Below are 25,719 nucleotides of genomic sequence, written 5' to 3'. Positions count from 1 at the left end.
CCTTAAACGGGCGATCAACACGTGACTCGCAGGCTACCCTTCATCGACGCAGCGAAGGGTATCGCCTGTCTGGTGATTGTCGTGCATCATCTCGCAGTCTACGGTCCGATGTCAGAAGTCATCGGCGCCGTATACCCGCAGCTGATTGAGGCGATCGTCGTGTACGGCCGTCTGGCTGTTCAACTGTTTTTTGTCGTAGCGGGTTATTTTGTCGCCTCACAGTTCGCACCAAACGGCGTCACCACATCCATCAATCCGGGCCCCTTGGTCTGGAAACGCTACAAGCGTTTAATCACACCTTTTCTTTTCGCTGTCACGCTTGCCGCTTTGATCACGGCGCTTGTGCGTCCATGGTTTCAACACGACTCACTCTCGGCCGCACCCACAGTGGGGCAACTGATCGCGCACGTATTCCTGATGTACGACCTGATCGGTCTCGAAGCATTATCGGCAGGCGTCTGGTATGTGGCTGTTGATTTTCAGCTCTTTGCCATCATCACCGTACTCATCGCACTGATACATATGTTGCCCCCGCGTTGGCACGTACTGTTACCCGTTGTGGTGACTGCCCTCACCGCTTGGTCTTTATGGCATCTCAGTCGATATTCTCAATACGAAATCGCCGCGCCCTACTTCTTTGGCTACTACGGTCTTGGCATGCTCGCCTTCTGGGCGGCGCGCACCCCGGCCAAAGCCTGGTTCCTGGCCTTGATCGCCTTGTTAGGTTTGATCGCGCTTGGCATTGAATTCCGCAAATCAGTCGCGACCGCGACGCTGAGCGCACTGATTTTGAGTATCGCCAGCGCGCGCGGCTGGCTGGAGCAATGGCCGCGTTCAGCCAGTCTGCACTGGCTAGGGGAACGCTCCTACTCGATTTTTTTAATCCACTACGGTTTGATCATCGGCGTCAATGCGCTCTGGAGCGTATGGTTCCCGACTGGCTTGCTCATCAATGCAATCGGGATACTCGTCGCAATCGCTATGTCGATTACAGGAGGCGCAGTCCTCTATCGTTACGTCGAGTCCCGCCCCGACGTACTGGGCTTAAATGGCACAACCGCCCTGCTCATCCTGGGCGTCCTCGCCACGCTCACAATCGAAACATTTTCACGCTGACGGCTGCCAGCGCAATCTCGTTAGCCCAGGTTCGGCGCCAAAGTCCTCTTGACGTCCGCCGCCGTCCTGCCCGAACGCTTCACATAGTCCTCGACCTGATCTTCGCCAATCGGTCCCACACTAAAGTACTGTGACTGCGGATGGCTAAAGTAGAAACCTGACACGCTCGCTGCGGGATGCATGGCATAGCTCTCTGTCAGCATCATGCCGATATCCGCACCATCCAGGACCTCAAACATCTCGCGCTTGACCACATGCTCTGGGCAAGCTGGATAGCCTGGCGCAGGTCGAATCCCCACATACGCTTCCTTGATCATCTGCTCGTTCGTCAAAGACTCGTCAGGCGCATAGCCCCACAAATCGGTTCGGACGCGCGCATGCAAAGCTTCGGCGAAGGCCTCGGCCATCCGGTCCGCCAAAGACTTCAGCATGATGGAGGAATAGTCATCATTGGCTTGTTCGAATTCTTTTTCTTTCTTGTCTATACCGATTCCGGCAGTCACCGCGAACAGTCCGATGTAGTCCATCACACCTGATGATTTGGGCGCGATGAAATCCGCCAGACATTTGTTTTCAACGCCTTCGCGCTTGATACCCTGCTGGCGCAAGCCACGCCAGGTAAACAAGACCTTTTCGCGCGTCTCGTCCTGATAGACCTCGATATCATCATCGTTGATCGAGTTGGCCGGATAAAAAGCCACTACGCCATTCGCAGTCAACCAGCGACCATCAATGATGCGCTTGACCATCGCCAAACCATCGGCGTGGACCTTGCGCGCCTGCTCGCCAACAATCTTGTCATCCAAAATCGCGGGGTACTGCCCGAACAAGCTCCAGGTCTGAAAGAAAGGTGTCCAGTCAATAAAACGGGCGAGCTCGGACAGATCGAAGTTTTTAAACGTGCGTCGACCAATGAACTTGGGGCGTGGCGGCTGGTACGAAGACCAGTCAAATTTGGGTTTGGCCGCGCGCGCATCAATGATGGACATCAGTGGAGCGGTTTGGCGATTGGCATGACGGCGACGCACGTCTTCGTACTCGACCGCAAGCTCTTCGAGATATGTATTGGCAGTTTCCGAGACGAGGTTTTGTGCCACACCGACTGAACGACTCGCATCGGGGACATAGATCACCGGCCCTTCGTAATGCGGGGCAATCTTGACCGCCGTGTGTACGCGGCTCGTGGTGGCGCCACCGATCATCAGCGGAATCTTGCGGCTGCGGAAATACTCGTCACGCTGCATTTCACTCGCGACATAGGCCATCTCTTCAAGACTTGGCGTAATCAGCCCGGACAAGCCGACGATGTCGACATTTTCTGCTTTCGCGCGTCCGAGAATCTCGGCCGCGGGAACCATCACCCCCATGTTGATGACTTCGAAGTTATTACATTGAAGCACCACGGTGACAATGTTTTTACCAATATCGTGCACATCGCCCTTGACCGTCGCGATCAATATCTTGCCCTTGGCGCGCACATCGCCCCCGGCGGCCGCGATGAGCTTTTTTTCCTCTTCGATAAACGGCACCAGATGGCCCACGGCCTGCTTCATCACGCGGGCCGATTTCACGACCTGGGGCAAAAACATCTTTCCTTCGCCGAACAAGTCGCCGACGATATTCATACCATCCATCAACGGACCTTCGATCACCTCAATCGGGCGACCGCCACGTTCGGCAATCTGCTGACGGATTTCCTCGGTATCCTCGATGATGAACTGAGTGATGCCGTGCACCATGGCGTGCGCCAGACGCTTTTCAACGGACTGCTCACGCCAGGTGAGATCTTCTTCGCGCTTGGCGCCACTGCCTTTGACCGAATCCGCAAAAGACACCAGCCGCTCGGTTGGTGTGCGGGTATCGCCAGGCTCTGTCAAGCCAACCGGCTGCTGACGGTCCAGCACCACATCCTCGACCAGGTCGCGCAGCGTTGGTGAAAGCTCCGCATACACACCGAGTTGACCCGCATTGACGATACCCATCGTCAAGCCTTCGCGAATCGCGTAATACAAAAATACCGTATGGATCGCTTCGCGCATCGGCTCGTTGCCGCGGAACGAAAAGCTTACGTTTGAAATACCGCCAGAGATCCGAGCATGGGGCAGCGCGGCGCGAATCCATTTAGTCGACTCGATAAAGTCGACCGCATAATGGTTATGCTCTTCGATACCCGTGGCGATCGCAAACACATTGGGGTCGAAAATAATATCTTCTGGCGGAAAGCCGACCTCATTGACCAGCAAGTTGTACGCACGCGTACAAATTTCCTTGCGGCGCACAAGCGTATCGGCCTGACCTTTCTCATCGAACGCCATCACCACAGCGGCCGCGCCGTAACGCCGGCACAGATGCGCCTGCTTGAGGAAAGGCTCTTCACCCTCTTTGAGGGAAATCGAATTGACGATCGACTTGCCTTGCACGCACTTGAGTCCGGTCTCGATCACCGACCACTTCGAGCTGTCGATCATGATCGGCACGCGCGCGATGTCGGGCTCTGAGGCGATCAAGTTCAAAAAGCGGTGCATGCAGGCTGCCGAATCCAACATGGCTTCATCCATGTTGATGTCGATGATCTGCGCGCCACTTTCAACCTGCTGTCGCGCGACGGCGACCGCTTCGTCATATTTTTCTTCGCGAATCAGACGGGCAAACATCTTGCTGCCCGTGACGTTGGTCCGTTCACCGACGTTCACAAACAATGTCTCGCCGTCGATATTGAGCGCCTCGAGTCCCGACAGACGCGTCTTGACAGGGATCTCCGGGACCACGCGCACAGGCAGACTGCAGACCTTGTCCGCGATGGCTTTGATATGCTCGGGCGTCGTGCCGCAGCAACCTCCCGCGACGTTGACGAGCCCGGAGCGCGCGAACTCCTCGAGCAATGCCGAGGTATCCGCAGGCGTCTCATCAAAACCCGTCTCGCTCATCGGATTGGGCAAGCCCGCATTCGGATAGACACAAACGTAGGTATCGCAAATCTTGGCCAGTTCGGCGATGTAGGGACGCATGAGTGCGGCACCCAGCGCGCAATTCAAGCCAATCGTAATCGGACGCGCATGACGCACCGAGTTCCAGAATCCTTCGACCGTTTGTCCGGACAAGATACGTCCCGATGCATCGGTCACTGTGCCGGACACCATCACGGGCAGACGCTCGCCACGAGCCTCAAAGACTTCTTCGACCGCAAAAATAGCCGCCTTGGCATTCAGCGTATCAAAAATCGTTTCAATCAAAATCAGGTCAACACCGCCATCAAGCAAGCCGTTGAGCTGCTCGGTGTAGGCCGCACGCAATTCTTCAAAGGTCACATTACGCGCACCGGGATCATTGACGTCCGGCGAGATGGAGGCGGTTTTCGGCTGAGGGCCCAGGGCACCTGCAACAAAGCGCGGACGCTCAGGCGTACTGAACTTGTCACACGCGATACGTGCCAGCCGTGCGGACTCCAGATTCAACTCATAAGCGAGCTCGGGCAAGTCGTAGTCACCCTGAGCGATGGAGGTCGCGCCAAAGGTGTTGGTTTCTACGACATCGGCACCGGCCTCGAGATACCCTTCGTGAATCGCCTGAATGATGTCAGGACGTACGAGCGACAACAATTCATTGTTACCCTTGACGTCTTTGCCATGCTCGGCGAAACGCGCGCCGCGAAAATCCGCCTCAGACAATTTATATGTCTGAATCATCGTGCCCATCGCGCCATCGAGAATCATGATGCGCTCGGCCAGCAAACGGGCAAACGCCGCGCCTCTGGTGTAGCTTTCGATGGGATAAGGCAATTTAGGATAGGTCATGACGATTCAGAAAAAAGCGTGAAGTCCGGGGTAATGGACTCAGTTGCTGAAAGGGTTCAGCCGGTAAACAAAACCCTTTGCGCAATGCGCAACAAATAACTTGTCAGTTTAACAAAAGAGACGCCGTGCTACAGTGATACCAGAATTGGTGCTTTCGATGCAAAAACGGTCTTGCCACAAGCAAAATCGAGCATTGGGAAAGTTAAACGGGAAACAGGGAGATCGATCCATACGGATCCTCGTGCCTGTGCTGCCCCCGCAACGGTCAACGTCCGGTCCTTCAACAATGAAGCCCACCTGACGCCAGCCCGATACCGGCCAGTTTGAGTGGGATTGGTGCTTTTAGCCAGTCCTTTTGAACGTTCAGGATGTGCGGGGACGCACATCACTACGAGGCCTCACATGCATCACTCAACCAACCGAACTCGGTCCGGACGCACGACTATTACCCTTGCGATGACTACGGCTTTCGCTTCAGGGATCGGAATCACCGCTCTTTCACCCATCCAGGCGCTCGCTCAGCCGGCCCCCCCTGCAACCGCAACGACAGTCCCGCAGCTCGCCACGATTGTGGTGACCCCGGCTCGCACACCAGAACCTCTGTCAGAAACCCTCGGCGACAACAGTGTCATCACGCGGCAAACGCTCGACACGCTTCCAAACGGAACATTGTCCGATGCCCTGATTCGCTCGCACAGTATCGAGGGGGTCAATCTGGGCGGCCCTCAAACCGTCAGCACGATCAATATTCGCGGCACGAACAGCAACCAGTCTTTGGTGCTCATCGATGGCGTGCGCGTCAACAACGCCACTAACGGTCTGCCACCGCTCAACGCCATTCCGCTCAACAGCATCGAACGCATTGAAATTGTCCGCGGCACCAGCAGCAGCCTGTATGGCGCGGATGCAATCGGTGGTGTGGTCAACATCATCACCCGCCAAGATACCGACCGCCCCTTTTCTGCCTACGCGAATGCTGGAGTCGGTACGTATGCCACCACCCAATACGATGCCGGATTTTCTGGCGCCAAGGACGGCTGGAGCTACAGCTTGTTTGGCGGCTATGGACAAAGCGCGGGCTTCAGCGCGACTCAACCCTCCAACTATTACCAAAATCCGGACAGTGACTCATACTACCGGAGCAATATTGGCGGCTCGCTTGGTTACACGTGGAAACCTGGTCAAACTCTGACTGTTCAAACCTATCAGTCTAAAGTCAACGGCAGCTACGATGCTGGCGCTCCCTATTTTGGCGACCGCGGCATTCAAACTCTCAGCAACAACATCATCACCAGCCGAAATGTGATCTCTTCATTTTGGACCAGTACGCTCAGGGCTGGCTTCACGACAGACATCTACAAAACCGTCAACGTCGATGCGTCGCAGAATTTCTTCAACACGCCAGATGGCAAACAGCATTTCAGAACCAACCAAAGCCAGTATGTCTGGCAAAACGACCTCACCTTTTCACCCACTCAAATCGTCAGCCTCGCCTATGAAAGGCTCGAACAGAATGTGGATGGTGCCCTGGTCGACAACATCTCTCCCGGTGTCGTCAACTATCAGCAAAATGCGCGCTTCACGAACTCTCTGCTCGCGATTTACCGGGGGACCTGGGGACCGCAGTCCGTGCAGGCCAGCGTGAGAAATGACAACAACTCCCAGTTTGGCAACGTGACAACAGGCAGCCTGACTTATGGTCTGGAGCTCACGCCTAGCTGGAAGGCGAGCATTGGCGCAAACACCGGCTTCAGGGCGCCAAACTTTAACGAACTGTACTGGCCTGTCACGCCTTTCTTTATGGGCAACCCGACGCTCAAGCCTGAGCGTTCACAAAACATTGAAGCAGGCCTGAAATACACGACAGACAAGACTCAGCTTGGACTCACGCTTTACCGTAACAATATCGACAACCTGATCTTGAACGAGCCTTCCATCCCGGGAGACGTCTACTCCCCTTACATCCCGATGAACATTGATCAAGCGCTGATCACAGGCATCACGCTCACCGGTTCACAACAAATCGGACGCAACACGCTTGTCAAAGGCAGCTTCGACTGGTCCAATCCTCGCAATGCCAGTACGGGCGAACTCTTGCCGCAACGTGCGCAACGGGTGTTCAAAATGGCGATTGACCAGTCTATTGGGCGAGCCCGGCTAAGCGGCGAGTTTTTCGTCACCAGCCAGCGGCAGGATGCGTTGACAGGCGATACTCTGGGCGGATTTGGCTTGATGAACCTGGTCGCAAGCTACCCAGTCACAGATAACGCTGAAATCCAGGTTCGCTGGAACAACGTTTTTGCCAAGCAATACACGCTCGTTCAAGGCTATACGGCCCCTGGCTCAAATGTCTTTGTGAATTTGGCGCTCAAAATGTAGGAATAGGCTGAAGTGCTGAAACATATGGTGAAACACTTGCTGGGTGCATTGATCGGTGTGCTTGCCTGGTTCGCCACGGCATCGCCCCTTCATGCCCAAGCGATTGTCACAGACGATCGCGGTCAAACCGTACAGCTTGCCAAACCCGCGCAGCGGGTCATCACGCTCTCACCCCACGCCACGGAACTTGTTTTTGCCGCGGGTGGCGGTGAGCGTATTGCCGCTACCGTGATCGCCAGCGACTTTCCCGAAGCCGCCAAACGGTTGCCACGTATCGGTGATGGTTTACTACCGGACTCCGAGCGCCTGCTCCTGCTCAGGCCGGACCTGGTGATTGGATGGCAAACATCGCAACTTTCAAATCTCGATCGCCTGCGCATCCCCACTTTTTTGAGCGCGCCTCAAACGCTGGCCGCCATACCCGATACGATTGAAAAACTAGGCATGCTGTTTGGCACCGCAGAGCTCGCTCAAGACCGCGCAACCACACTCAGAAACAAGCTCGAACGTCTCAAACACTTCCCTGACCCCGCATCACCCGTGCGTGTTTTTTTACAAATTGGCGAACCGCCAGAATTTTCACTCAATCGCACTCATCTCCTCTCCCAGATAATCGAGGCATGCGGGGGAGTCAATATTTTCGCAGAGGCCGCTGCGATCGCACCTAAAATCAGTGCGGAAGGCGTGCTGGCGCAGCGCCCTGACCTGATTCTGCTCGGGCGTGTCGGTGGACCTGCGCATCCGACCCCCGACGCAGAAACACGCAAGTACTGGTCGCGGTTGAATTTGCCTGCCGCGCTGGCGGAACGTGTCTTTGTGATGGATTCGGATGTACTCTATCGTCCCGGCCCGCGTCTGATCGAGGCCGGTGACGCGATTTGCAGCATGATTCAACAAGCCCGAAAATAGCGGGTGATGTCATTCAACCGAGAAGGCTTATGAAGAACTCCCCCAACGACCCACTGGTCATCGCAGGCAAGGCCTATCAATCTCGACTGCTTGTGGGTACTGGCAAATATCAGGATTTCGAACAGACACGCCAGGCAATTGATGCCAGCGGTGCCGAAATCATCACGGTCGCGATCCGTCGCACCAACATCGGACAACACGCCAACGAACCCAGCCTGCTTGAGTATTTACCCCCCAGCCAGTTCACCCTGCTGCCTAATACAGCTGGCTGCTACAGCGCCGAGGATGCCGTGCGTACCTTGCGTCTGGCGCGCGAGTTGCTCGATGGGCACCGTCTGGTCAAACTCGAGGTCCTGGGCGACCCGCATACCCTTTTTCCCAATATGCCCGAAACCCTCTCTGCTGCCAAAACACTTGTTGCGGACGGTTTCGACGTGATGGTTTATTGCACCGACGATCCAGTCCAGTGCCGCATGCTCGAAGACATAGGCTGCGTCGCCGTTATGCCCCTGGCCTCTCTGATTGGCTCGGGTATGGGTATTCTCAACCCCTGGAACTTGCGTCTGATTATTGATCAGGCTCGTGTGCCTGTGCTGGTCGACGCCGGAGTCGGCACAGCCTCGGATGCGACCATCGCGATGGAGCTTGGTTGCGACGGGGTGCTGATGAATACCGCGATCGCTGGTGCGCATCAGCCCGTCCTGATGGCCAGCGCCATGAAAAAAGGAGTCGAGGCGGGTCGTGAAGCCTTTCTTGCGGGTCGTGTCCCCCGTAAAACCTACCAAGCCGCTCCAAGTTCACCCACCACGGGGCTGATCACACCCAAGAGCCGCACATGAGTCAAGCCCAAGCGTCTCGCCCGATCCCCAACACCCTGACCATCGCCGGCATGGATCCCTCCGGGGGAGCGGGCATCCTGGCTGATGTCAAAGCGATGAGCGCCCTTGGTGCCTATGCCTGTGCAGTGGTCGCCGCGTTAACTGCCCAAAACACGCAGGCCGTGACCGATATTTCACCCGTCAATCCGAGCTTTGTGCGCGCCCAGATCGACACGCTGTTTGCGGATGTAACCATCCATGCTGTCAAAATCGGCATGCTCGGCCAGACCGGAGTCATTGAAGTGGTGGCGGACCGACTGGGGCATTTCAAACCCGAACATGTCGTGCTCGACCCCGTCATGGTGGCCAAAAGCGGAGATTTATTGCTTGAACAAAAGGCCGTCGGCGCTTTGAGAGAGCAACTTCTTCCTCTGGCCACGATGATCACCCCCAACCTTCCCGAAGCTGGCGTGCTGCTGGAGATGCGCAGCGTCGAGACCGTGCGCGAAATGCGCCGAGTCGCCGAGCGCTTGCGCAACCTGATGACGCACGATGGTCACCGCTGGGTACTTGTCAAAGGCGGACATCTGCCCGGCAATGACACCATCGACATTCTTCATGACGGCGATCAGATGATCGAACTGCCCGGTCACCGCATCCCGACGCGAAATACGCATGGCACGGGCTGCACATTGTCCTCTGCGATTGCCGCACTGATCCCTCAAACTACGAGTATTCCTGAAGCCACCAAGACGGCAAAAAATTACTTGGTACAGGCGATTTTGCACGCTGATGCTTTGCGTGTCGGCCAAGGTCACGGCCCTGTGCACCATTTTCACCAACTATGGTCAGGAAAACCCTTACAATAAGGGTTTTCCGCCATGTGACATTGTCTACGTGACATTGTCTACGTGACATTACTGAGCGACCGACTTGTCGACCTGTTGATTTTATGAAAGCTAATACTTTGCCTGATATCGAACGCGCGCGCTTTAACATGATCGAACAACAGATTCGTCCCTGGGACGTCTCTGACAGCAAAGTGCTTGAGGCGTTGTTTAGCGTCAGACGCGAACTTTTCGTTCCGTCGACCTATCGTTCCCTCGCGTTTTCCGATCTCGAAATCCCGTTGACCATTCCTGCTGGCGAAACGCATCAGACCATGCTGACGCCCAAGCTCGAAGCCAAATTCACTCAATTGCTTCAATTAAAAGAAGACGATTGCGTACTTGAAGTTGGCACCGGTTCGGGCTATCAGGCGGCACTCCTCGCGCATCTCGCCCGTGGCGTCATGTCCATCGAGATCGATCCTCGCCTCACTGCTTTTGCCCAGCTCAATCTCCAGCAGGCTGGCATCAACAATGTCACGGTCGAAACAGGTGATGGCAGCAACGGTTGGGGGACGACTGAATATGACGCGATTTTGGTCACAGGCGCATTGCCCAGCATCCCAGATGCGCTCAAATATCAATTATGCGAAGGTGGACGCATGGTCGTTGTAGTGGGTCAGGCTCCCGCGATGACTGCTTACCGGGTCACACGTACCACAGCGGCAAGTTTTGAAACGACACCGCTTTTCGAAACCGTCATCAAACCTTTGACCGGCGTTCGTCCGTCCAAGTTCAAGTTCTAGGTCTGACGGATTTTTGTCACCAACGCGGTCGTAGAACGCGCAAACTCAAACGGGATTGCGATGGCGCGACCGCCCCAGGATTCGACCAACTTTGTCTCTGGCAAAGTCTGCATATCGTAGTCCCCTCCCTTGACAATGATGTCTGGTCGCAACTGACCGATCAGCGCGACCGGCGTGTCTTCGTCGAAGAACGTCACCGCGGTCACGCAAGCCAGCGACGCAAGCAAAGCCGCCCGATCCTGCGCATTGTTCAACGGCCTGTCCGGACCTTTACCGAGTCTTCGGGCTGATGCATCCGTATTGATGGCCACGACCAGGGTACCTCCCAACTGGGCCGCCTCATCCAGGTATGTCACATGACCACGATGCAAAATATCAAAGACACCGTTTGTAAACACCACAGGACGCGCCCAATCTCCCCGGGCAATGTGTTGGGCGCATGCCTCGGGGGACAGGATTTTGCTCTCAAATCTTGCGGTCATTTCATCCGTCCGAGCGCATCAAACCGCTGAAGGCGCAGAAGGCAAAATACCCGGCACAACCAGTGGGACCGCGCGCAATAACTCCTTGCGATACCGATTCAGATCCTGAACAGTTTTAAAAGAACTGTCCATCAATAAAGACATATTGTGCAAAATACGCGTGCTGACTTTGCCTTCCCAGTCTTTGTCGAAGTGAATCTGATGATCAAGCCAACGCTCAAGCCAACCAGGCTCTGGCAGCTTGGATTGCACCGTATCGTTCGGGAACATGTCTTTATTGACGTGCAAATTGGTCGGATGCAGCGCCTGAGGCGTGCGATGCGCCGAAGCCATCAATACGCCAATTTTTGAAAAGGCGATGCGCGCTTGAGTCGCAATATCCGCACCGCGCTGTGTCAAGGCACGTTTCATGTAGCGCAAATAAGCGCCTGCGTGTCTGGCTTCGTCCTGAGCGATGATGTTGTATATCGCCTTGATCACAGGCTCGGTATGCCAGTCAGAGGCACGGCGATACCAGTGGTTCAGACGCACTTCACCGCAGAAATGCAACATCAAGGTCTCAAGTGGCGGGGCAGGATCAAACTCGAAACGCACGCGATGCAACTCTTCCTCTGTCGGGACCAAATCAGGCGCGAACCGACGCAAGTATTCGATCAGTACGAGTGAGTGCTTTTGCTCTTCGAAAAACCAGACCGACATGAAGGCTGAAAAATCACTGTCATCACGGTTGTCGCGCAAAAACATCTCCGTGGCGGGCAACGCGGCCCACTCCGTGATCGCATTCATCTTGATCGTCTGGGCCTGCTCATCACTGAGTTTGCTCCGGTCGAAATCGTGCCAGGGAATATCGGTGGCCATGTTCCAGCGCACCGACTCCATGGACTTGAAAAGTTCTGTGTAAAGCATCATTCACTGCCTTAAAAATTCAGCTCAGACCGGTGTTGCTCAAAGATAAGATCTGCCGCTAAAGGTTCAACAAACAAACTCATCGGATCAAGGCCCAAAGAGCCACACCCAATGCCAGGGCCGCAACGCCCGTTAAAGCAACCAGCAAACGATTGCCCTGCTCGCGCGCTTTGCGCGAGCGCTGCAATTCGGATAACACTGCGGTCGATACATCCGGGCGAGTCAGCATGGCATATAACAACCGCGGAAGTTCTGGCAACCACTGAGACCATTGCGTAGATTCTTGCAGTAGCTTCTGCTTAATTCCCTTGAGCCCGACTCGCTCGTGCATCCAACGCTCTAAATAGGGTTTAGCTGTTTTCCACAAGTCTAACTGCGGATCGAGCTGACGGCCGAGTCCCTCCACGTTCAGGAGGGTCTTTTGCAACAACACCAACTGGGGTTGAATTTCCACATTAAAGCGCCTGGAAGTCTGAAAAAGACGCAAAAGCACCTGTCCCAGAGATATTTCCGCCAGCGGACGATCAAAGTAAGGCTCGCACACGGCGCGCACGGCGCCCTCGAGCTCTTCCTCGCGGGTAGTGGGAGGCACCCAGCCAGATTCAATGTGCAAACGCGCCACGCGACGATAGTCCCGCTGAAAAAAAGCCAGGAAGTTTTGAGCCAGGTAGTTTTTGTCAAATTCGGACAATGACCCTACGATGCCAAAATCCAGAGCAATGTAACGCCCAAGTGTCTCGGGACGATCGGACACATAGATGTTGCCAGGGTGCATGTCGGCATGAAAGAAACCGTCATCAAACACTTGTGTGAAAAAGATTTCAACACCAGTTTGAGCCAGCTTGGGGATATCCACACCTAACTCACGCAACCGGTCAATCTGACTCACGGGGATGCCGTACATGCGCTCCATCGTGAAAACATTCGTCGCGCAATAGTCCCACATCACTTCGGGGACCCACAGCAAATTAGGCCTTGGGCCATCGCTGGAGAAGTTTCGGCGCAACTGGCTGCAGTTGGAGGCTTCTCTGAGCAAATCAAGCTCATCATGCAGATGCTTGTCGAACTCGCCCACCACCTCGCGTGGCTTGAGGCGACGTCCGTCTGGGGCAAGACGTTCGATCAAGCCCGCCAATACCCGCATGAGAGACAAGTCCTTGTCGATAACCTCAAGCATGCCTGGCCGGAGCACCTTGACTGCGACATGACGCCCATCGTGCAGCACCGCGAAGTGCACCTGCGCGATCGAGGCTGACGCCACCGGATCCTGGGCAAACTGCGCAAACAGCTTAGACGTCGGCGCGCCGAGCGCCGCCTCGATAATGGCTGCAGCTTGGTCTGAAGGAAAGGGGGCGACCCGATCCTGGAGCAAGGTGAGCTCGTCAGCGATGTCGGGCGGAATCAGGTCTCGCCGCGTTGACAACACTTGACCGAATTTGACAAATATTGGACCCAGAGATTCAAGCGCCAGACGCAATCTCAAACCGCGAGGCATTTTTGGACGCGACCCCAGACGAACCAGCCAAAGCAAGCGAACCGCCAGGGGATGGTCGATACCGGAGAGCACGAGCTCATCCAGTCGATATCGCAAGGCAACGACGATAATGCGAACCAGACGTGGCACGGACATCATCGCTGTGCCCCTAATGATCGCTCAAGCCGCTGGACTCTGCCTTGCAAGCGAGCATGCGATTGTTCGAGTCTCTCGAGAGCCGCCAGCAAGCCCGACTGTTCGCTCTTATGCGCCAGCATTGCAGGCTTACCCACGAGCGCATCCGTTTCCTCGGACAAGTATTCGGCAAGATTCTGAGAAAGACTCAAACCAAAGGTTTGCGCAGTGTTCAAGACCTGCTTTGCGCCTCTGACCAGGCGACGAGCAGGCACATCCCCTAACCATTGGGCTAGCGCATCCTCTGGGTCGGGTCTGAGATCCCGCGCGAGTTCGGACATCACCTGCGCGAGAGCCGCCTGGCCCGACACATGGACATATTCAGCCATATCCGGTTTGCGCGACTGACCTAACAGAGCGATCGGATTAAACTTTTCAACCAGAATCTCGAGCGTCACGTCCGGCACAGCACTGTCATGCGCGCGCACGAGTTGCCCGTCCGGCTCGATGCTCCAGTTGAGCTGAAAGCCGCCAACAGTGATGCGGATGGTTTTGCCGGCATGCTGAGCCAAACGCTGAGCGGCCCACACTTGCTGCTGCGTCAGAGTATTGATCGCCACAGCCATTGCCTGGACTGGATGCGCGGGGACAAAACCGAAAAGAGTGGTGGAGATACTATTCACCTTAGTGTGGCGGAGCCTAATCAAGCATTTTAACGGTTGTCGCGTCACTTCCCAAACAAAACGCCCGCTATTGCGGGCGTTTTGCCTGATTCACCTGAATAAACTAAGTCATCAACTCGCTTGGCTGACAGGGATCTGCTGGATTCCTGCGAGTAACCAGCCGCCTTGCTCAGGCTTAAAGAGGTTCCAAACCTCTTCAAAACGGAAAGCTTCGGCACCGGCTTGCTCTCTCAACATGCCCGAAAAGCGCACGCTCGCCAAATGACCGTCGTTGACTTTCTCAATTCCGAGAAGCTCGGCGTTGAGCAACACCACTTCAGTGTGGTTCTCTTCGATACGGTCGCTAATTTGAGCTTGCAGCTCTTTCATCAGATCATCGGTCAGGAAATTACGCATTTCAGCGATATTGCCGCTGTCCCAAACCTTCTGGATCGACACGAACTGCTTTTTAGCTTCGCTCAAGAAACGCTGGGTATCGAAATCAACAGGAATAAACCAGTTTTGATCTGGTGCAGGCGCATCTGATCCAAAACCAGCTGCTGACATGGACCCTGTCGCCGATGGTGGCAAAGCGACCGGAGCTTGCGACACAGGCTCGCTGCTTTCGCGCCACATGCCATTTGGCTGGGCGGTCGCGTTTCCTGCCCCCATGCCGGCACCCTCTGCAGCGGGTTGAGGACCGCGCATTTTGCGCAAAACGAACATCACGCCAAAGACCACAACACCTGCGATCAGAGCCAACACTAGGAAATCTGCAAGGGCGCCGCCTAAGCCTAAGTGTGACAGCAAGGCCGCAATACCCAGACCTGCGGCGATACCGGCCAGAGGGCCGAGCCATTTTGACGCACCCGTTTTGGCGGCGGCACCTGCCGTCGCAGCACCTGCTGCTGCGGGCGCTGTCGCGGCACGCTGTGTGGTTGTACTCGTCGCCGAGGAAGGTTGCGCGGTATTTTGGTTGGTGACGTTGCTCGACTGACGGCCGGCATTACCACCCTTGCCAACACGGGCGGCCTCCGCGTCAAAAGTCACGGCAGTGAGAGCCAGTCCGCTCACTGCTACGAGGGCTGCAGCAAAGAAACGAATCAGAGGACGAGACATTGAGTGCTCCTGGGCGGAAAACGCCTGTTAATGAAACAAAAAACACTAGAAAAAAAACGGATTCAGCGAAAAGCTGAATACAAGCTGAATAATACCTGAATCTTACTAAAAGCTGAACGTTTTTTGTCAATCATAGACTCCCGTTGAACCTTAAAGTTCAACGGTCAGACTCAGACCATTTTGATGCCTTCATGCAAAGCCGTGAGTCCCGCTGTCAAATTGAAATACTGTACGCGGGAGAGACCTGCCTGCTCCAGCATGCCCTTAAGCGTATCTTGGTCTGGATGCATGCGAATGGACTCTGCCAGGTAGCGATAGCTATCCGCATCGCCTGCTACTTTACTGCCCAGCCAAGGCAGCACATTAAAAGAATACCAATCGTAAGCAGGCGCGAGGGGTTTGGCGATGCGGGAGAACTCCAGCACCAGCAACTTCCCGCCGGGACGCAACACACGCGTCATCTCCGACAGCGCGCGATCCTTGTGCGTCATATTGCGCAAACCAAACGCGACCGTCACACGGTCAAAATAATTGTCGGGAAATGGCAAATGTTCGGCATCACATACGGCACAAGGCAAAACAACCCCGTCATCGAGCAGTCGATCCCGACCCACGCGCAGCATTGAATCATTGATATCAGTCAGCCAAACTTCACCCTGTGGACCAGCCTTTAGTGCAAAGGCTCGTGCGAGATCGCCCGTCCCGCCCGCGATGTCGAGCACCTTCATCCCGGGCCTGACCGCTGCGCGACCGATCGTGAAAGATTTCCAGACCCGATGCAAACCTGCGGACATCAAATCGTTCATGACATCGTAACGGGCGGCAACAGAATGAAAAACCTGGGCCACCTTGCCGGCTTTTTCGGACTCGTCGACCGTCTGGAAACCAAAGTGTGTCTTTTCTTGGGACATAGTTATTCGCTCAAATCAATGCAATGCCCAGTTTAATCTCTCAGCAGCCTTTTCCACGAGGAAAAAGCATAAACTGCAAGCTCTTTGCCAAGAGGCTTCACACCGCATCCGAGTAAACCGATCAGCATGTCTTCGATCACCTACACTTTGCGCCCCCAGGGCGACCGCTGTCTCAGCATTGACTTTGGTGACGCCATCAGCCTTGAAACCGGTGAGCTCTGCCTGTCCGCCGCAGCGACACTGGAGCGCGCCCGACTTCAAGGCGTCACGGACATCGTGCCCTCCTACACCGCCGTCGCACTTTTCTATCAGCCGGGTGTCGATTTCGGTGGCACCGACTTTGGCACGCTCTCTCAACAAGTTCGTGACACGCTCAGTGCGGATCTCGTCCAAGCCACCACTTCGGCGCGACAGATCAAGATCCCAGTTTGCTATGGCGGCAAACACGGTCCGGACTTGAGCGAAGTTGCCCGGAAAATCGGCATCTCCGAACAAGAGGTCATCCGCATCCACACCAGCCCGGGCTGCATGGTGTTTGGTCTCGGTTTTTCTCCCGGTCACCCTTATATCGGGGTGCACGATCCCTTGTTTGCACTGCCGCGGCGCGATGTCCCCCGGACAGCAGTGCCCGCGGGATCCGTCGCGATCGCCAACCGTCAATCCACGATTTATCCCACACTCTTGCCGGGAGGATGGCATATCTTGGGTGCAACTCCACTGAAGCTCTTTGACCTCAAACGTTCTCAACCCTCTCTTTTGCTGCCCGGCGATCAGGTCCACTTTGTCTCCATTTCCGAGCCTGAGTACGACAAGCTTGCCGCCGAGCTAGCCAAGGAGGGCGCATGAGCATGCGCGTTCTTAAACCAGGCATGCTGTCGAGTTTTCAGGATGAAGGTCGGATCGGCCATCAACCGCTTGGGGTCTCTGTCGTGGGAGCGATGGACCAGCGCGCGCACCGGCTCGCCAATATCCTCGCGGGCAATCTGACCGACTGCGCGAGTCTTGAAATCACGCTCACGGGTCCTGCCCTGCAGTTCACCGAAGCTTGTTGTATCGCGATCTGTGGAGCAGACCTCAGCCCGACCTTGAATGGAAAACCTGTCGCGATGAATCGGCCGCTGGTTATCCGTGCGCAAGACGAGTTGCAATTTGGCGCGAGGCGACATGGCACACGCGCTTATTTGGCAGTGCATGGCGGCTTCGCGATTCCCGAAGTACTTGGCAGCCAGAGTACCTATCTGCGCAGTCACTTTGGCGGCTGGCAAGGACGCGCGCTCAAGCGCGGCGATGAAATTCCGTTGCGTCGCCCCCTAAAAGAAACGGGACTCGATGGTGGTGCGCTTGAAACACTGGCGCAATCGCTTTGGTCGATCAAGCTCTATTTACCCAGCATCATTGCAGGCTCCACCCGGGCGCGCATCCGTCTCATCAAGAGTGTGCAATGGGATGAATTCACGCCTGACAGTCGCGAGGCCCTGGTGAATGAGCCTTTCCGGATCAGCCCCGACTCGGAGCGTATGGGTTATCGCCTGCAAGGTCCCGATATTTTGATGACAAAACCCAGGCAAATGATCTCCGAGGCCACGACTTTTGGCACAATACAAGTACCTGCAGGGGGTCAGCCCATCGTGCTGATGGCCGATCGGCAAACGACCGGAGGCTATCCAAAAATCGCCTATGTGGCCACGGTGGATTTACCCTTGCTCGCGCAAATGGGACCCGGCGACAGGGTGCAGTTTGAACTCGTGTCTCTAGAGGCGGCTCAGGCTCTGGACGCCTCCCGCATCCGCGCTTTTCACGACCTTGAGCAGGCGCTCGCGCCCCTGCGGACTTTATTGCTTAATCATTAAGGATCTCAATCATGGCACTGCGAATTGATTTGAATTGCGACATGGGCGAAAGCTTTGGCGCCTGGAAAATGGGCAATGACGAGGAAATCCTCCCTTTTGTCTCCTCGGCCAACATCGCCTGTGGTTTTCACGGTGGAGACCCTGCAACGATGCGTAAAACTGTTGCCGCTGCCCTTAAACATGGCGTATCGATCGGCGCGCATCCTGGTCTGCCTGATTTACAAGGCTTTGGTCGCCGCAACATGGCGATCACCGATCAGGAAGCCTACGACATGATGGTGGTCCAGATCGGTGCGCTTGCGGGTGTCGCCGCCTCTCAAGGCACGCGTCTACGTCACGTCAAGGCGCATGGACAGCTCTACAACATGGCAGTCAAAAACGAGGGTTTGACTCGAGCGCTGGCGCAAGCTACTTACGATGTGGACAAAGAACTTGTTTTTTTCGCTCTGGCTGGCAGCCAGATGATTCCGATTGCCGAATCAATCGGACTCCGCGTCGCCAGTGAAGTGTTTGGTGACCGCAACTACTCGCCCGATGGCACTCTGAGCCCGCGTAACCAACCTAACGCGATGATTACTGACGTACAGCAATCGATCAAACAAGTGTTGCAGATGGTCAAAACCGGCACACTAACCGCCAACGATGGCACGATCGTCAAAGTCCGTGCAGACACACTCTGCATTCATGGCGATCAGCCTGGCGCCGTCACCTTCGCCAAGGCCATTCGTGAAGCCTTACGCGCCGAGGGCATCGAAGTCGGCGTGTAGGCTCTTGTTGTGCGAGCGCGGTTTTCGTTTTAGACGAGAACGCGCTCGATACCACCGTCATTGGCTTTTTTAACGTAGTCTTCCAGCCAGTTTTCACCCAGAATGTGCTTGGCCATTTCAACCACGATGTAGTCTGCTTTGGCGCCGCTATCCGCTTCAAACCTGGACAAACCTTGCAAGCACGAGGGGCATGAGGTCAGGACTTTGATCTCACCCTCGAAACCATCCCCGCGCAATGTCGCATCATTTTTGGCGAGCTCCTCTTCCTTGCGGAAACGGACTTGAGTCGAAATGTCCGGGCGCGTGACCGCCAACGTACCTGACTCACCACAGCAGCGCTCGGTCTTGATCGCTGTGTCGCCCACCAGAGAACGCACTGTTTTCATCGGATCCTGCAACTTCATCGGTGTATGGCAAGGATCGTGATACATGTAGCGCGTTCCTTGAATGCCCTCGAGCTTGATATCCTTTTCCAACAGGTACTCGTGGATATCAATCAAACGACAGCCCGGAAAAATCTTGTCAAACTCGTATCCAGACAACTGGTCATAGCAAGTCCCGCAACTCACCACGACGGTCTTGATGTCGAGGTAGTTCAGCGTATTGGCGACGCGATGAAACAGCACGCGATTGTCCGTGATGATCTTTTCAGCTTTGTCGTTCATCCCGTTGCCACGCTGCGGGTAACCGCAACACAAATATCCTGGCGGCAAGACTGTTTGCACACCGGCATGCCACAACATCGCCTGCGTTGCCAGACCCACTTGGGAAAACAAGCGCTCAGATCCACAGCCGGGGAAATAAAACACCGCCTCGGTATCGGCCGGAGCTTCGGGCGGACGAATGATTGGCACGTAGTCCGCGTCTTCAATATCCAGCAACTTGCGCGCAGTCTGTTTAGGCAACCCGCCCGGCATTTTCTTGTTGATGAAATGCACGACTTGCTCTCGCAAGGGCGCCTTGCCAACTGTCGCAGGTGGTTTTGCAGTTTGTTTGCGTGCAAACTTGGACAACAGATCGCTCGCCATGCGCTGGACTTTGTAGCCCACGCCCACCATCGCAGCTCGGGTCGCATTGATCGTCGCAGGGTCTTTGGCATTCAAGAAGAACATCGCGGCAGAAGTGCCGGGATTGAACGACTTGCGTCCCATGCTGCGCAACAGCGCCCGCATATTCATCGACACGTCGCCGAAATCGATATCGACAGGACAAGGGTTGTAGCACTTGTGACAGACCGTGCAGTGATCAGCCACATCCTCAAACTCTTCCCAGTGTTTGAGGCTGATGCCGCGACGCGTTTGCTCTTCGTACAGGAAGGCCTCGATCAACAGCGAAGTGGCCAAGATCTTGTTGCGCGGTGAATAGAGCAGATTTGCACGAGGGACATGTGTCGCGCATACGGGCTTGCATTTGCCGCATCGCAAACAATCCTTGATCGAATTGCTGATCGCACCGATCTCGCTTTGTTGCATGATCAAGGACTCGTGTCCCATCAGACCAAAGCTCGGCGTCCAGGCGTTACGCAAATCCGCACCCGGCATCAACTTGCCGGCATTGAAATGATCGTTTGGATCGACACGACGTTTGTAATCCTGAAAAGGCAACAATTCCGCTTCAGTCAAAAACTCGTACTTGGTCAAACCGATCCCATGCTCACCTGAAATCACGCCATTCAGATCGCGCGCGATTTGCATGATTCGCACAACCGCGTCATTGGCTTCGCGCAACATCTCATAGTCATCGGAGTTCACGGGAATATTGGTATGCACATTGCCGTCACCAGCGTGCATGTGCAAAGCCACAAAGACACGGCTCTTGAGCACGCGATCGTGAATAGCCTGCATTTCGGTCATCACAGGGGCAAAATCTGTTCCACCGAATACGCCAGCCAGATCCCCTCGCACCTCGTCTTTCCAGGAAATCCGCAAGGTGCGATCCTGCACCACGTCAAACAGGCGCGCCTCGGGCTGCGATGTCAATCGCTCGACCAGAACGGGTTCAAGTGCACCCAAGCCATGCGCAGACAGGCCCGACAAGGCTTCGCGCAGAGGCGCATCCAGGTGCTCAAGCACCCATTGCCAGCGGGCGCGCACGCGCATCAGGAGTTCGACGGCCCGACGTCGGCGCTCATCGAGGGACTCCTCGAGCAATGCGCCTTCTTCACTGCCACGGTCAAGCTTGGCGATCGGCAGCTCACCTTCGAGAGCGGACTGCAGCGCGTCGAGTAACTTAAGCTTATTGTGGGTGGATAGTTCGATATTGATCCGTTCAATGTGATCGGTGTATTCGCCCATGCGCTCAAGCGGAATCACAACGTCTTCATTGATCTTGAAAGCGTTGGTATGGCGAGCAATCGCCGCGGTGCGCGAACGATCGAGCCAAAACTTCTTGCGCGCCTCGGCGCTCACGGCAATGAAGCCTTCACCATGACGTGTATTGGCCAAACGAACCACTTCGCTGGTCGCATGCGCGACCGCAACTTCATCGTCACCAACGATGTCACCAATCAGCACCATCTTGGGCAAGACACCACGCTTGCTTTTTGTGGCGTATCCCACCGCGCGGAGATAGCGCTCGTCCAGATGTTCAAGACCCGCGAGCAACGCTCCACGCGCACGCCCCTGAACATCCAGATAGTTTTTAATTTCAACAATCGAAGGAATCGCGTCGCGGGCTTGGCCAAAAAACTCCAGACAAACCGTACGCGTATGGCTTGGCATGCGATGCAATATCCAACGGGCTGCAGTGATCAAGCCATCGCAACCTTCTTTTTGCACACCCGGCAAGCCAGACAAAAACTTGTCCGTGACGTCCTTTCCCAAACCAACCTTGCGAAAACGCGCACCATCGATCTCAAGGATTTCTGTACGCAACACGCGCGAACCCGCAGGCGCGCTGCCATCAGACCATTTGAGCTCAAAACGAACCTGGCCCGCCTCGTGAATTTTGCCCAGATTGTGCTCAAGTCGTGTGACATCGAGCCAGTTGCCTTCGGGATCGACCATCCTCCACCAGGCCAGATTATCCAGCGCGGTCCCCCACAGCACGGCTTTTTTACCGCCGGCATTCATCGCAACGTTGCCGCCCACGCAAGAAGCATCGGCTGAAGTCGGATCGACTGCAAAGACAAAACCGGCCGCCTCGGCAGCTTCGGAAACTCGCTTGGTGACCACGCCGGCTCCGGCCCTAACCGTTGCGACCTGCGTGGCGACACCGGGCAAAGCACCCAATTCAACAGCACCCAGTGTGTCGAGCTTTTCCGTATTGATGACCGCGGACCGCCAGGTCAAAGGAATCGCACCACCGGTATACCCTGTGCCACCGCCTCGCGGAACAATCGTCAGACCCAGCTCAATACAGCCACGCACCAGAGCGGCGATTTCATTCTCATCATCCGGTGTCAGCACCACGAAGGGGTACTCGACACGCCAATCGGTCGCATCCGTCACATGTGACACACGCGACAAACCATCGAATTTAATATTGTCCTTGGCTGTGATCTTGCCCAGTACTTTTTGCACCTGGCGACGCAAACGCGCCGTTCTCTCGAATTCTTGCTCGAAAGCCTGCACGGCGGCGCGCGCACGCTCGAGCAAAGTCGCGACTTTTTCATCACGGCCAAGATCATCGGTCATCCGACGACGATCGATCTCGGTGAGCCGATGTTCGAGCGCCTCGATCAAGAGCTTGCGACGCTTGGGGTTGTCCAGCAAATCATCTTGCAAGTAAGGGTTGCGACGCACCACCCAGATATCGCCCAAGACCTCGTACAGCATACGTGCGGAGCGACCTGTCTTGCGCTCGCCGCGCAAATCGGACAACAAGGTCCAGGCATCATCCCCAAGCAAGCGACACACGACTTCCCGATCGGAAAAGGAGGTGTAGTTATAAGGGATTTCGCGCAAGCGGGACTGCGCGTCATGCGCGGGCTCGGCATTCAATAAATGGGTAGGAAACGGGGCGTTCATAGGTCCGGGTTCAGGTAATTGCCCTTAAAGAGACATTTTAAGTCATCGGGCAGCGGCGTACCCAATAACCTTTAAATCAAGGGGTCGCGCGATAGCTAAGTAGGGGCAATCGTCCAGGCCAGGATCCAGGCGATGGTCAAATAGCGGCCAAACTTGCCTATCGCCATGTAAATGACACATTGCCAAAAAGGCAAGCGCAACCACCCAGCCACTGCGCACAAAGGGTCTCCCACCACAGGCGCCCAGGCCAATAACAGGGCAGGTGCGCCAAACCGCTGCACCCAGCGCTCGGCACGCGCGCGCGCCGGGGTTAAAACTGGCTTGGGATCAGCATGCAGCAGGGTGGCCATGTCGCGCCGCCTGGTTGCGCGCCATCGTCCGAACAGTCCGTGCGCGCCCGCCCCCATGCCATAACTCACCAGGCCCCCCAGCGTATTTCCAAGCGTGGCCACAGCAATCGCCATCCAGAACCTCTCGGGCACCGCGACCAGATAGCCGACCAACACAGGCTCGGAACCGACCGGCAAAAGCGTCGCGGCCAGCAAACTCATCACGAATAGTGCGGGCAATCCAACGCCAGGCAAAGCCAGCCACGTCAATAGACCCTGTATGAACTCGTCCAGAACGTACTCCCGTCGATACACATCAGAATTAGCACTTGAAAATCACCCGTCACAAAGGGCACCGTCAGGGCCAAAGCCCCCGTGGGATAATGTCACATCAGTCGGCAGTCAAATCAGGAACACCATGGCCACGGATTATCTCAGACGTATTCTTACCTCCAAAGTGTATGACGTTGCGGTCGAAACTCCGCTGGAATACGCCCCTCAGCTTTCCCAACGCATTGGCAACACTATCTTGCTCAAGCGTGAGGACACTCAGTCAGTCTTTAGTTTCAAACTGCGCGGCGCCTACAACAAAATGGCCCATTTGCCCAAGCCGGCACTCGCGCGAGGCGTGATTGCCGCCTCCGCGGGTAATCACGCGCAAGGCGTTGCCCTGTCGGCCAAACGTCTTGGTTGCAAGGCCGTGATCGTGATGCCCACAACGACACCAGGCGTCAAAATCGATGCTGTTCGCGCACTGGGCGCCGAGGTTGTGCTCCACGGCGACAGCTTCACCGATGCCTATGGCCACGCTCTGACACTTGAAAAAAAACATCAACTGACGTTTGTGCACCCCTTTGACGATCCCGACGTGATTGCCGGTCAAGGCACGATCGGCATGGAGATCCTCCGCCAACACGCCGAGCCCATTGAAGCGATTTTCGTCGCGATTGGCGGTGGGGGGTTGATCAGCGGCATCGCTGCGTATGTGAAACAAATCCGTCCCGAGATCAAAGTCATTGGTGTCCAGACCGTTGACTCGGATGCCATGGTACGCAGCATTAAAGCGGGTCGGCGCGTGACCCTCACAGATGTGGGCTTGTTTTCCGATGGCACGGCTGTCAAGCAGGTCGGTGTCGAAACCTTTCGCTTGACGCGCGAGCTTGTCGACGACTATGTGCTCGTGGACACTGATGCCATTTGCGCGGCCATCAAAGATGTCTTCCAAGACACGCGCAGCGTGCTTGAACCGGCCGGCGCGCTCGCACTTGCGGGCGCCAAGCAATACGCCGCCGAACATAAACTCAAAGGCAAAACACTGGTCGCGATCGCCTGTGGCGCCAACATGAACTTTGACCGTCTGCGCTTTGTCGCCGAGCGCGCAGAGGTGGGTGAAGCGCGCGAGGCCATTTTTGCGGTGACGCTGCCCGAGCAACGCGGGAGTTTCAGAGCCTTTTGCGAACTTGTAGGCAATCGTAATGTGACCGAATTCAACTATCGCATTTCCGATTCGACTTCGGCCTATGTGTTCGTCGGGATTCAGGTCTCAAGTCTTACCGAACCCAACAAGATCGCGAATAACTTTCGCAAGCACGGCTTCGACACGCTTGATCTCACCCACGACGAGATGGCGAAAACCCATTTGCGTCACATGGTGGGCGGACGCTCCAACCTGGCCGGCAACGAATTGCTGTACCGCTTCGAATTCCCTGAGCGTCCGGGTGCACTGATGCGCTTTCTCAACTCCATGAAACCCGACTGGAACATCAGTTTGTTCCACTATCGCAATCAAGGCGCCGACTACGGACAAATTCTCATCGGTATCCAGGTGCCGCCGGGCAGCAAGAAAGCGTTCAAAGACTTCCTTGAAGAAGTGGGTTACCCACACTGGAATGAGTCAGAAAATCCAGCTTACAAATTGTTTTTGTAATGTGGCGGAAAGACTTGAGCGCACTTGATCGCACTTGATCGCACTTGAGCGCTAGTCGCCAGTGAACTGGCAAATACTAAAAAAAGGCGTGTCTGTCTGAGCGATTTTGGCTGAGCCACCGAGGTCGGGCAAATCCACAATCGCAGCCGCCTCGACCACGTTTCCACCAAGCAGCTGAAGCAACTTGATCGCAGCGAGCATCGTGCCGCCCGTCGCCACCAAATCATCGACGAGTATGACTCGCTGACCGGGCTTGACGGCATCCTGATGAACTTCGACCGTGGCGTCCCCATACTCAAGGCTATATGACTGTGCAACGGTTTTATGTGGCAATTTTCCCTCTTTGCGAACAGGCACAAAACCAACGCCTAGGGCATACGCCAAAGCACTGCCAAAAATAAATCCGCGGGCATCGATACCCACAACCAAATCAATGCGCTGACGCATGTGACGGTAGACGAAAATATCAATCAAGGCCCTGAATGCTCTTGGGTCCTGCAAGAGTGGCGTGATGTCACGAAACATCACCCCCGGCTTGGG

At 55.6% G+C, this 25,719-nt stretch carries 20 protein-coding genes and 1 riboswitch; of the genes, 10 read left to right on the top strand and 10 right to left on the bottom strand.

Going from position 1 to position 25,719, the window contains the following annotated elements; all coding sequences use genetic code 11:
- Nucleotides 1–21: 21 nt before the first annotated feature.
- Nucleotides 22–1,116: an acyltransferase family protein gene (locus tag QWY30_RS13995; protein ID WP_290242009.1), complete on the top strand. Its 1,095-nt coding sequence runs from the start codon at nucleotides 22–24 to the stop codon at nucleotides 1,114–1,116.
- A gap of 20 nt (nucleotides 1,117–1,136) precedes the next feature.
- Here the strand turns inward: QWY30_RS13995 and metH are convergent, their stop codons facing one another.
- Complete coding sequence (gene metH / locus QWY30_RS13990; RefSeq protein WP_290242007.1) at nucleotides 1,137–4,910, bottom strand: methionine synthase; 3,774 nt, start codon at nucleotides 4,908–4,910, stop codon at nucleotides 1,137–1,139.
- A gap of 149 nt (nucleotides 4,911–5,059) precedes the next feature.
- Nucleotides 5,060–5,247, top strand: a riboswitch (cobalamin riboswitch).
- Nucleotides 5,248–5,312: 65 nt separating this feature from the next.
- On the opposite strand from metH, the gene QWY30_RS13985 reads away from it, so the two are divergent.
- The 5 genes from QWY30_RS13985 (at nucleotide 5,313) to QWY30_RS13965 (ending at nucleotide 10,649) form a co-directional block, all read left to right on the top strand.
- Complete coding sequence (locus QWY30_RS13985; RefSeq protein ID WP_290242005.1) at nucleotides 5,313–7,289, top strand: TonB-dependent receptor domain-containing protein; 1,977 nt, start codon at nucleotides 5,313–5,315, stop codon at nucleotides 7,287–7,289.
- A 12-nt stretch (nucleotides 7,290–7,301) separates the two neighbouring features.
- Entirely contained in the window at nucleotides 7,302–8,198 is an 897-nt protein-coding gene (locus tag QWY30_RS13980) for a cobalamin-binding protein (protein ID WP_290242002.1), read from the top strand.
- Between the two features lie 29 nt (nucleotides 8,199–8,227).
- Nucleotides 8,228–9,037 carry a thiazole synthase gene (locus QWY30_RS13975; protein WP_290242000.1) on the top strand — a complete coding sequence of 270 codons (810 nt, stop codon included), beginning with the start codon at nucleotides 8,228–8,230 and terminating at the stop codon, nucleotides 9,035–9,037.
- Nucleotides 9,034–9,885, top strand: a complete 852-nt coding sequence (gene thiD, locus QWY30_RS13970) for a bifunctional hydroxymethylpyrimidine kinase/phosphomethylpyrimidine kinase (RefSeq protein ID WP_290241998.1) — start codon at nucleotides 9,034–9,036, stop codon at nucleotides 9,883–9,885. Before QWY30_RS13975 ends, thiD begins: the two co-directional genes overlap by 4 nt.
- An 83-nt stretch (nucleotides 9,886–9,968) precedes the next feature.
- The gene (locus tag QWY30_RS13965) at nucleotides 9,969–10,649 is read left to right on the top strand and encodes a protein-L-isoaspartate O-methyltransferase family protein (protein ID WP_290241996.1); all 681 of its coding nucleotides are present in this window, start codon (nucleotides 9,969–9,971) and stop codon (nucleotides 10,647–10,649) included.
- Here the strand turns inward: QWY30_RS13965 and rfaE2 are convergent.
- From rfaE2 to ubiE, 6 genes are all read right to left on the bottom strand, one after another.
- Nucleotides 10,646–11,131, bottom strand: a complete 486-nt coding sequence (gene rfaE2, locus QWY30_RS13960) for a D-glycero-beta-D-manno-heptose 1-phosphate adenylyltransferase (RefSeq protein WP_290241994.1) — start codon at nucleotides 11,129–11,131, stop codon at nucleotides 10,646–10,648. The genes QWY30_RS13965 and rfaE2 overlap by 4 nt on opposite strands.
- Before the next feature lie 18 nt (nucleotides 11,132–11,149).
- Nucleotides 11,150–12,037, bottom strand: a complete 888-nt coding sequence (locus tag QWY30_RS13955) for a ferritin family protein (RefSeq protein ID WP_290242156.1) — start codon at nucleotides 12,035–12,037, stop codon at nucleotides 11,150–11,152.
- A 79-nt stretch (nucleotides 12,038–12,116) separates the two neighbouring features.
- Nucleotides 12,117–13,670 (bottom strand): ubiquinone biosynthesis regulatory protein kinase UbiB, encoded by a 1,554-nt coding sequence (gene ubiB, locus QWY30_RS13950; RefSeq protein ID WP_290241992.1) that lies wholly within the window; start codon nucleotides 13,668–13,670, stop codon nucleotides 12,117–12,119.
- Entirely contained in the window at nucleotides 13,667–14,329 is a 663-nt protein-coding gene (locus QWY30_RS13945) for a ubiquinone biosynthesis accessory factor UbiJ (protein ID WP_290241990.1), read from the bottom strand. Before QWY30_RS13945 ends, ubiB begins: the two co-directional genes overlap by 4 nt.
- A gap of 111 nt (nucleotides 14,330–14,440) precedes the next feature.
- Nucleotides 14,441–15,427: a Tim44 domain-containing protein gene (locus tag QWY30_RS13940; protein ID WP_290241988.1), complete on the bottom strand. Its 987-nt coding sequence runs from the start codon at nucleotides 15,425–15,427 to the stop codon at nucleotides 14,441–14,443.
- Nucleotides 15,428–15,597: 170 nt separating this feature from the next.
- Complete coding sequence (ubiE, locus tag QWY30_RS13935; RefSeq protein WP_290241986.1) at nucleotides 15,598–16,338, bottom strand: bifunctional demethylmenaquinone methyltransferase/2-methoxy-6-polyprenyl-1,4-benzoquinol methylase UbiE; 741 nt, start codon at nucleotides 16,336–16,338, stop codon at nucleotides 15,598–15,600.
- Between the two features lie 126 nt (nucleotides 16,339–16,464).
- Here ubiE and pxpB point away from each other — a divergent pair, with 126 nt between their 5' ends.
- Genes pxpB through QWY30_RS13920 form a run of 3 tightly spaced genes read left to right on the top strand, consistent with a single transcriptional unit; the run spans nucleotide 16,465 to nucleotide 18,955 of the window.
- Nucleotides 16,465–17,184: a 5-oxoprolinase subunit PxpB gene (pxpB, locus tag QWY30_RS13930; protein WP_290241984.1), complete on the top strand. Its 720-nt coding sequence runs from the start codon at nucleotides 16,465–16,467 to the stop codon at nucleotides 17,182–17,184.
- Nucleotides 17,181–18,188, top strand: coding sequence for a 5-oxoprolinase subunit C family protein (locus tag QWY30_RS13925; protein ID WP_290241982.1), 1,008 nt, complete (start codon nucleotides 17,181–17,183; stop codon nucleotides 18,186–18,188). The genes pxpB and QWY30_RS13925 overlap by 4 nt, the downstream gene beginning before the upstream one ends.
- 11 nt (nucleotides 18,189–18,199) lie before the next feature.
- Complete coding sequence (locus QWY30_RS13920; protein ID WP_290241981.1) at nucleotides 18,200–18,955, top strand: LamB/YcsF family protein; 756 nt, start codon at nucleotides 18,200–18,202, stop codon at nucleotides 18,953–18,955.
- A gap of 29 nt (nucleotides 18,956–18,984) precedes the next feature.
- On the opposite strand, the gene QWY30_RS13915 is transcribed toward QWY30_RS13920, so the two are convergent.
- Both QWY30_RS13915 and QWY30_RS13910 read right to left on the bottom strand, forming a co-directional pair.
- Nucleotides 18,985–22,923 carry an FAD/FMN-binding oxidoreductase gene (locus QWY30_RS13915; RefSeq protein ID WP_290241979.1) on the bottom strand — a complete coding sequence of 1,313 codons (3,939 nt, stop codon included), beginning with the start codon at nucleotides 22,921–22,923 and terminating at the stop codon, nucleotides 18,985–18,987.
- A 95-nt stretch (nucleotides 22,924–23,018) separates the two neighbouring features.
- Nucleotides 23,019–23,534: a YqaA family protein gene (locus QWY30_RS13910; RefSeq protein WP_290242154.1), complete on the bottom strand. Its 516-nt coding sequence runs from the start codon at nucleotides 23,532–23,534 to the stop codon at nucleotides 23,019–23,021.
- Nucleotides 23,535–23,670: 136 nt separating this feature from the next.
- On the opposite strand from QWY30_RS13910, the gene ilvA reads away from it, so the two are divergent.
- The gene (gene ilvA, locus QWY30_RS13905; RefSeq protein ID WP_290241977.1) at nucleotides 23,671–25,179 is read left to right on the top strand and encodes a threonine ammonia-lyase, biosynthetic; all 1,509 of its coding nucleotides are present in this window, start codon (nucleotides 23,671–23,673) and stop codon (nucleotides 25,177–25,179) included.
- Between the two features lie 51 nt (nucleotides 25,180–25,230).
- Here the strand turns inward: ilvA and QWY30_RS13900 are convergent.
- Nucleotides 25,231–25,719, bottom strand: a 489-nt coding sequence (locus QWY30_RS13900) for an adenine phosphoribosyltransferase (protein WP_290241974.1), incomplete at its 5' end; no start/stop codon positions are given.

It is taken from the genome of Zwartia panacis, assembly GCF_030410395.1.
In the GTDB taxonomy this organism is placed as follows: domain Bacteria; phylum Pseudomonadota; class Gammaproteobacteria; order Burkholderiales; family Burkholderiaceae_B; genus Zwartia; species Zwartia panacis.
This window is presented reverse-complemented; position numbering and strand designations above follow the sequence as displayed.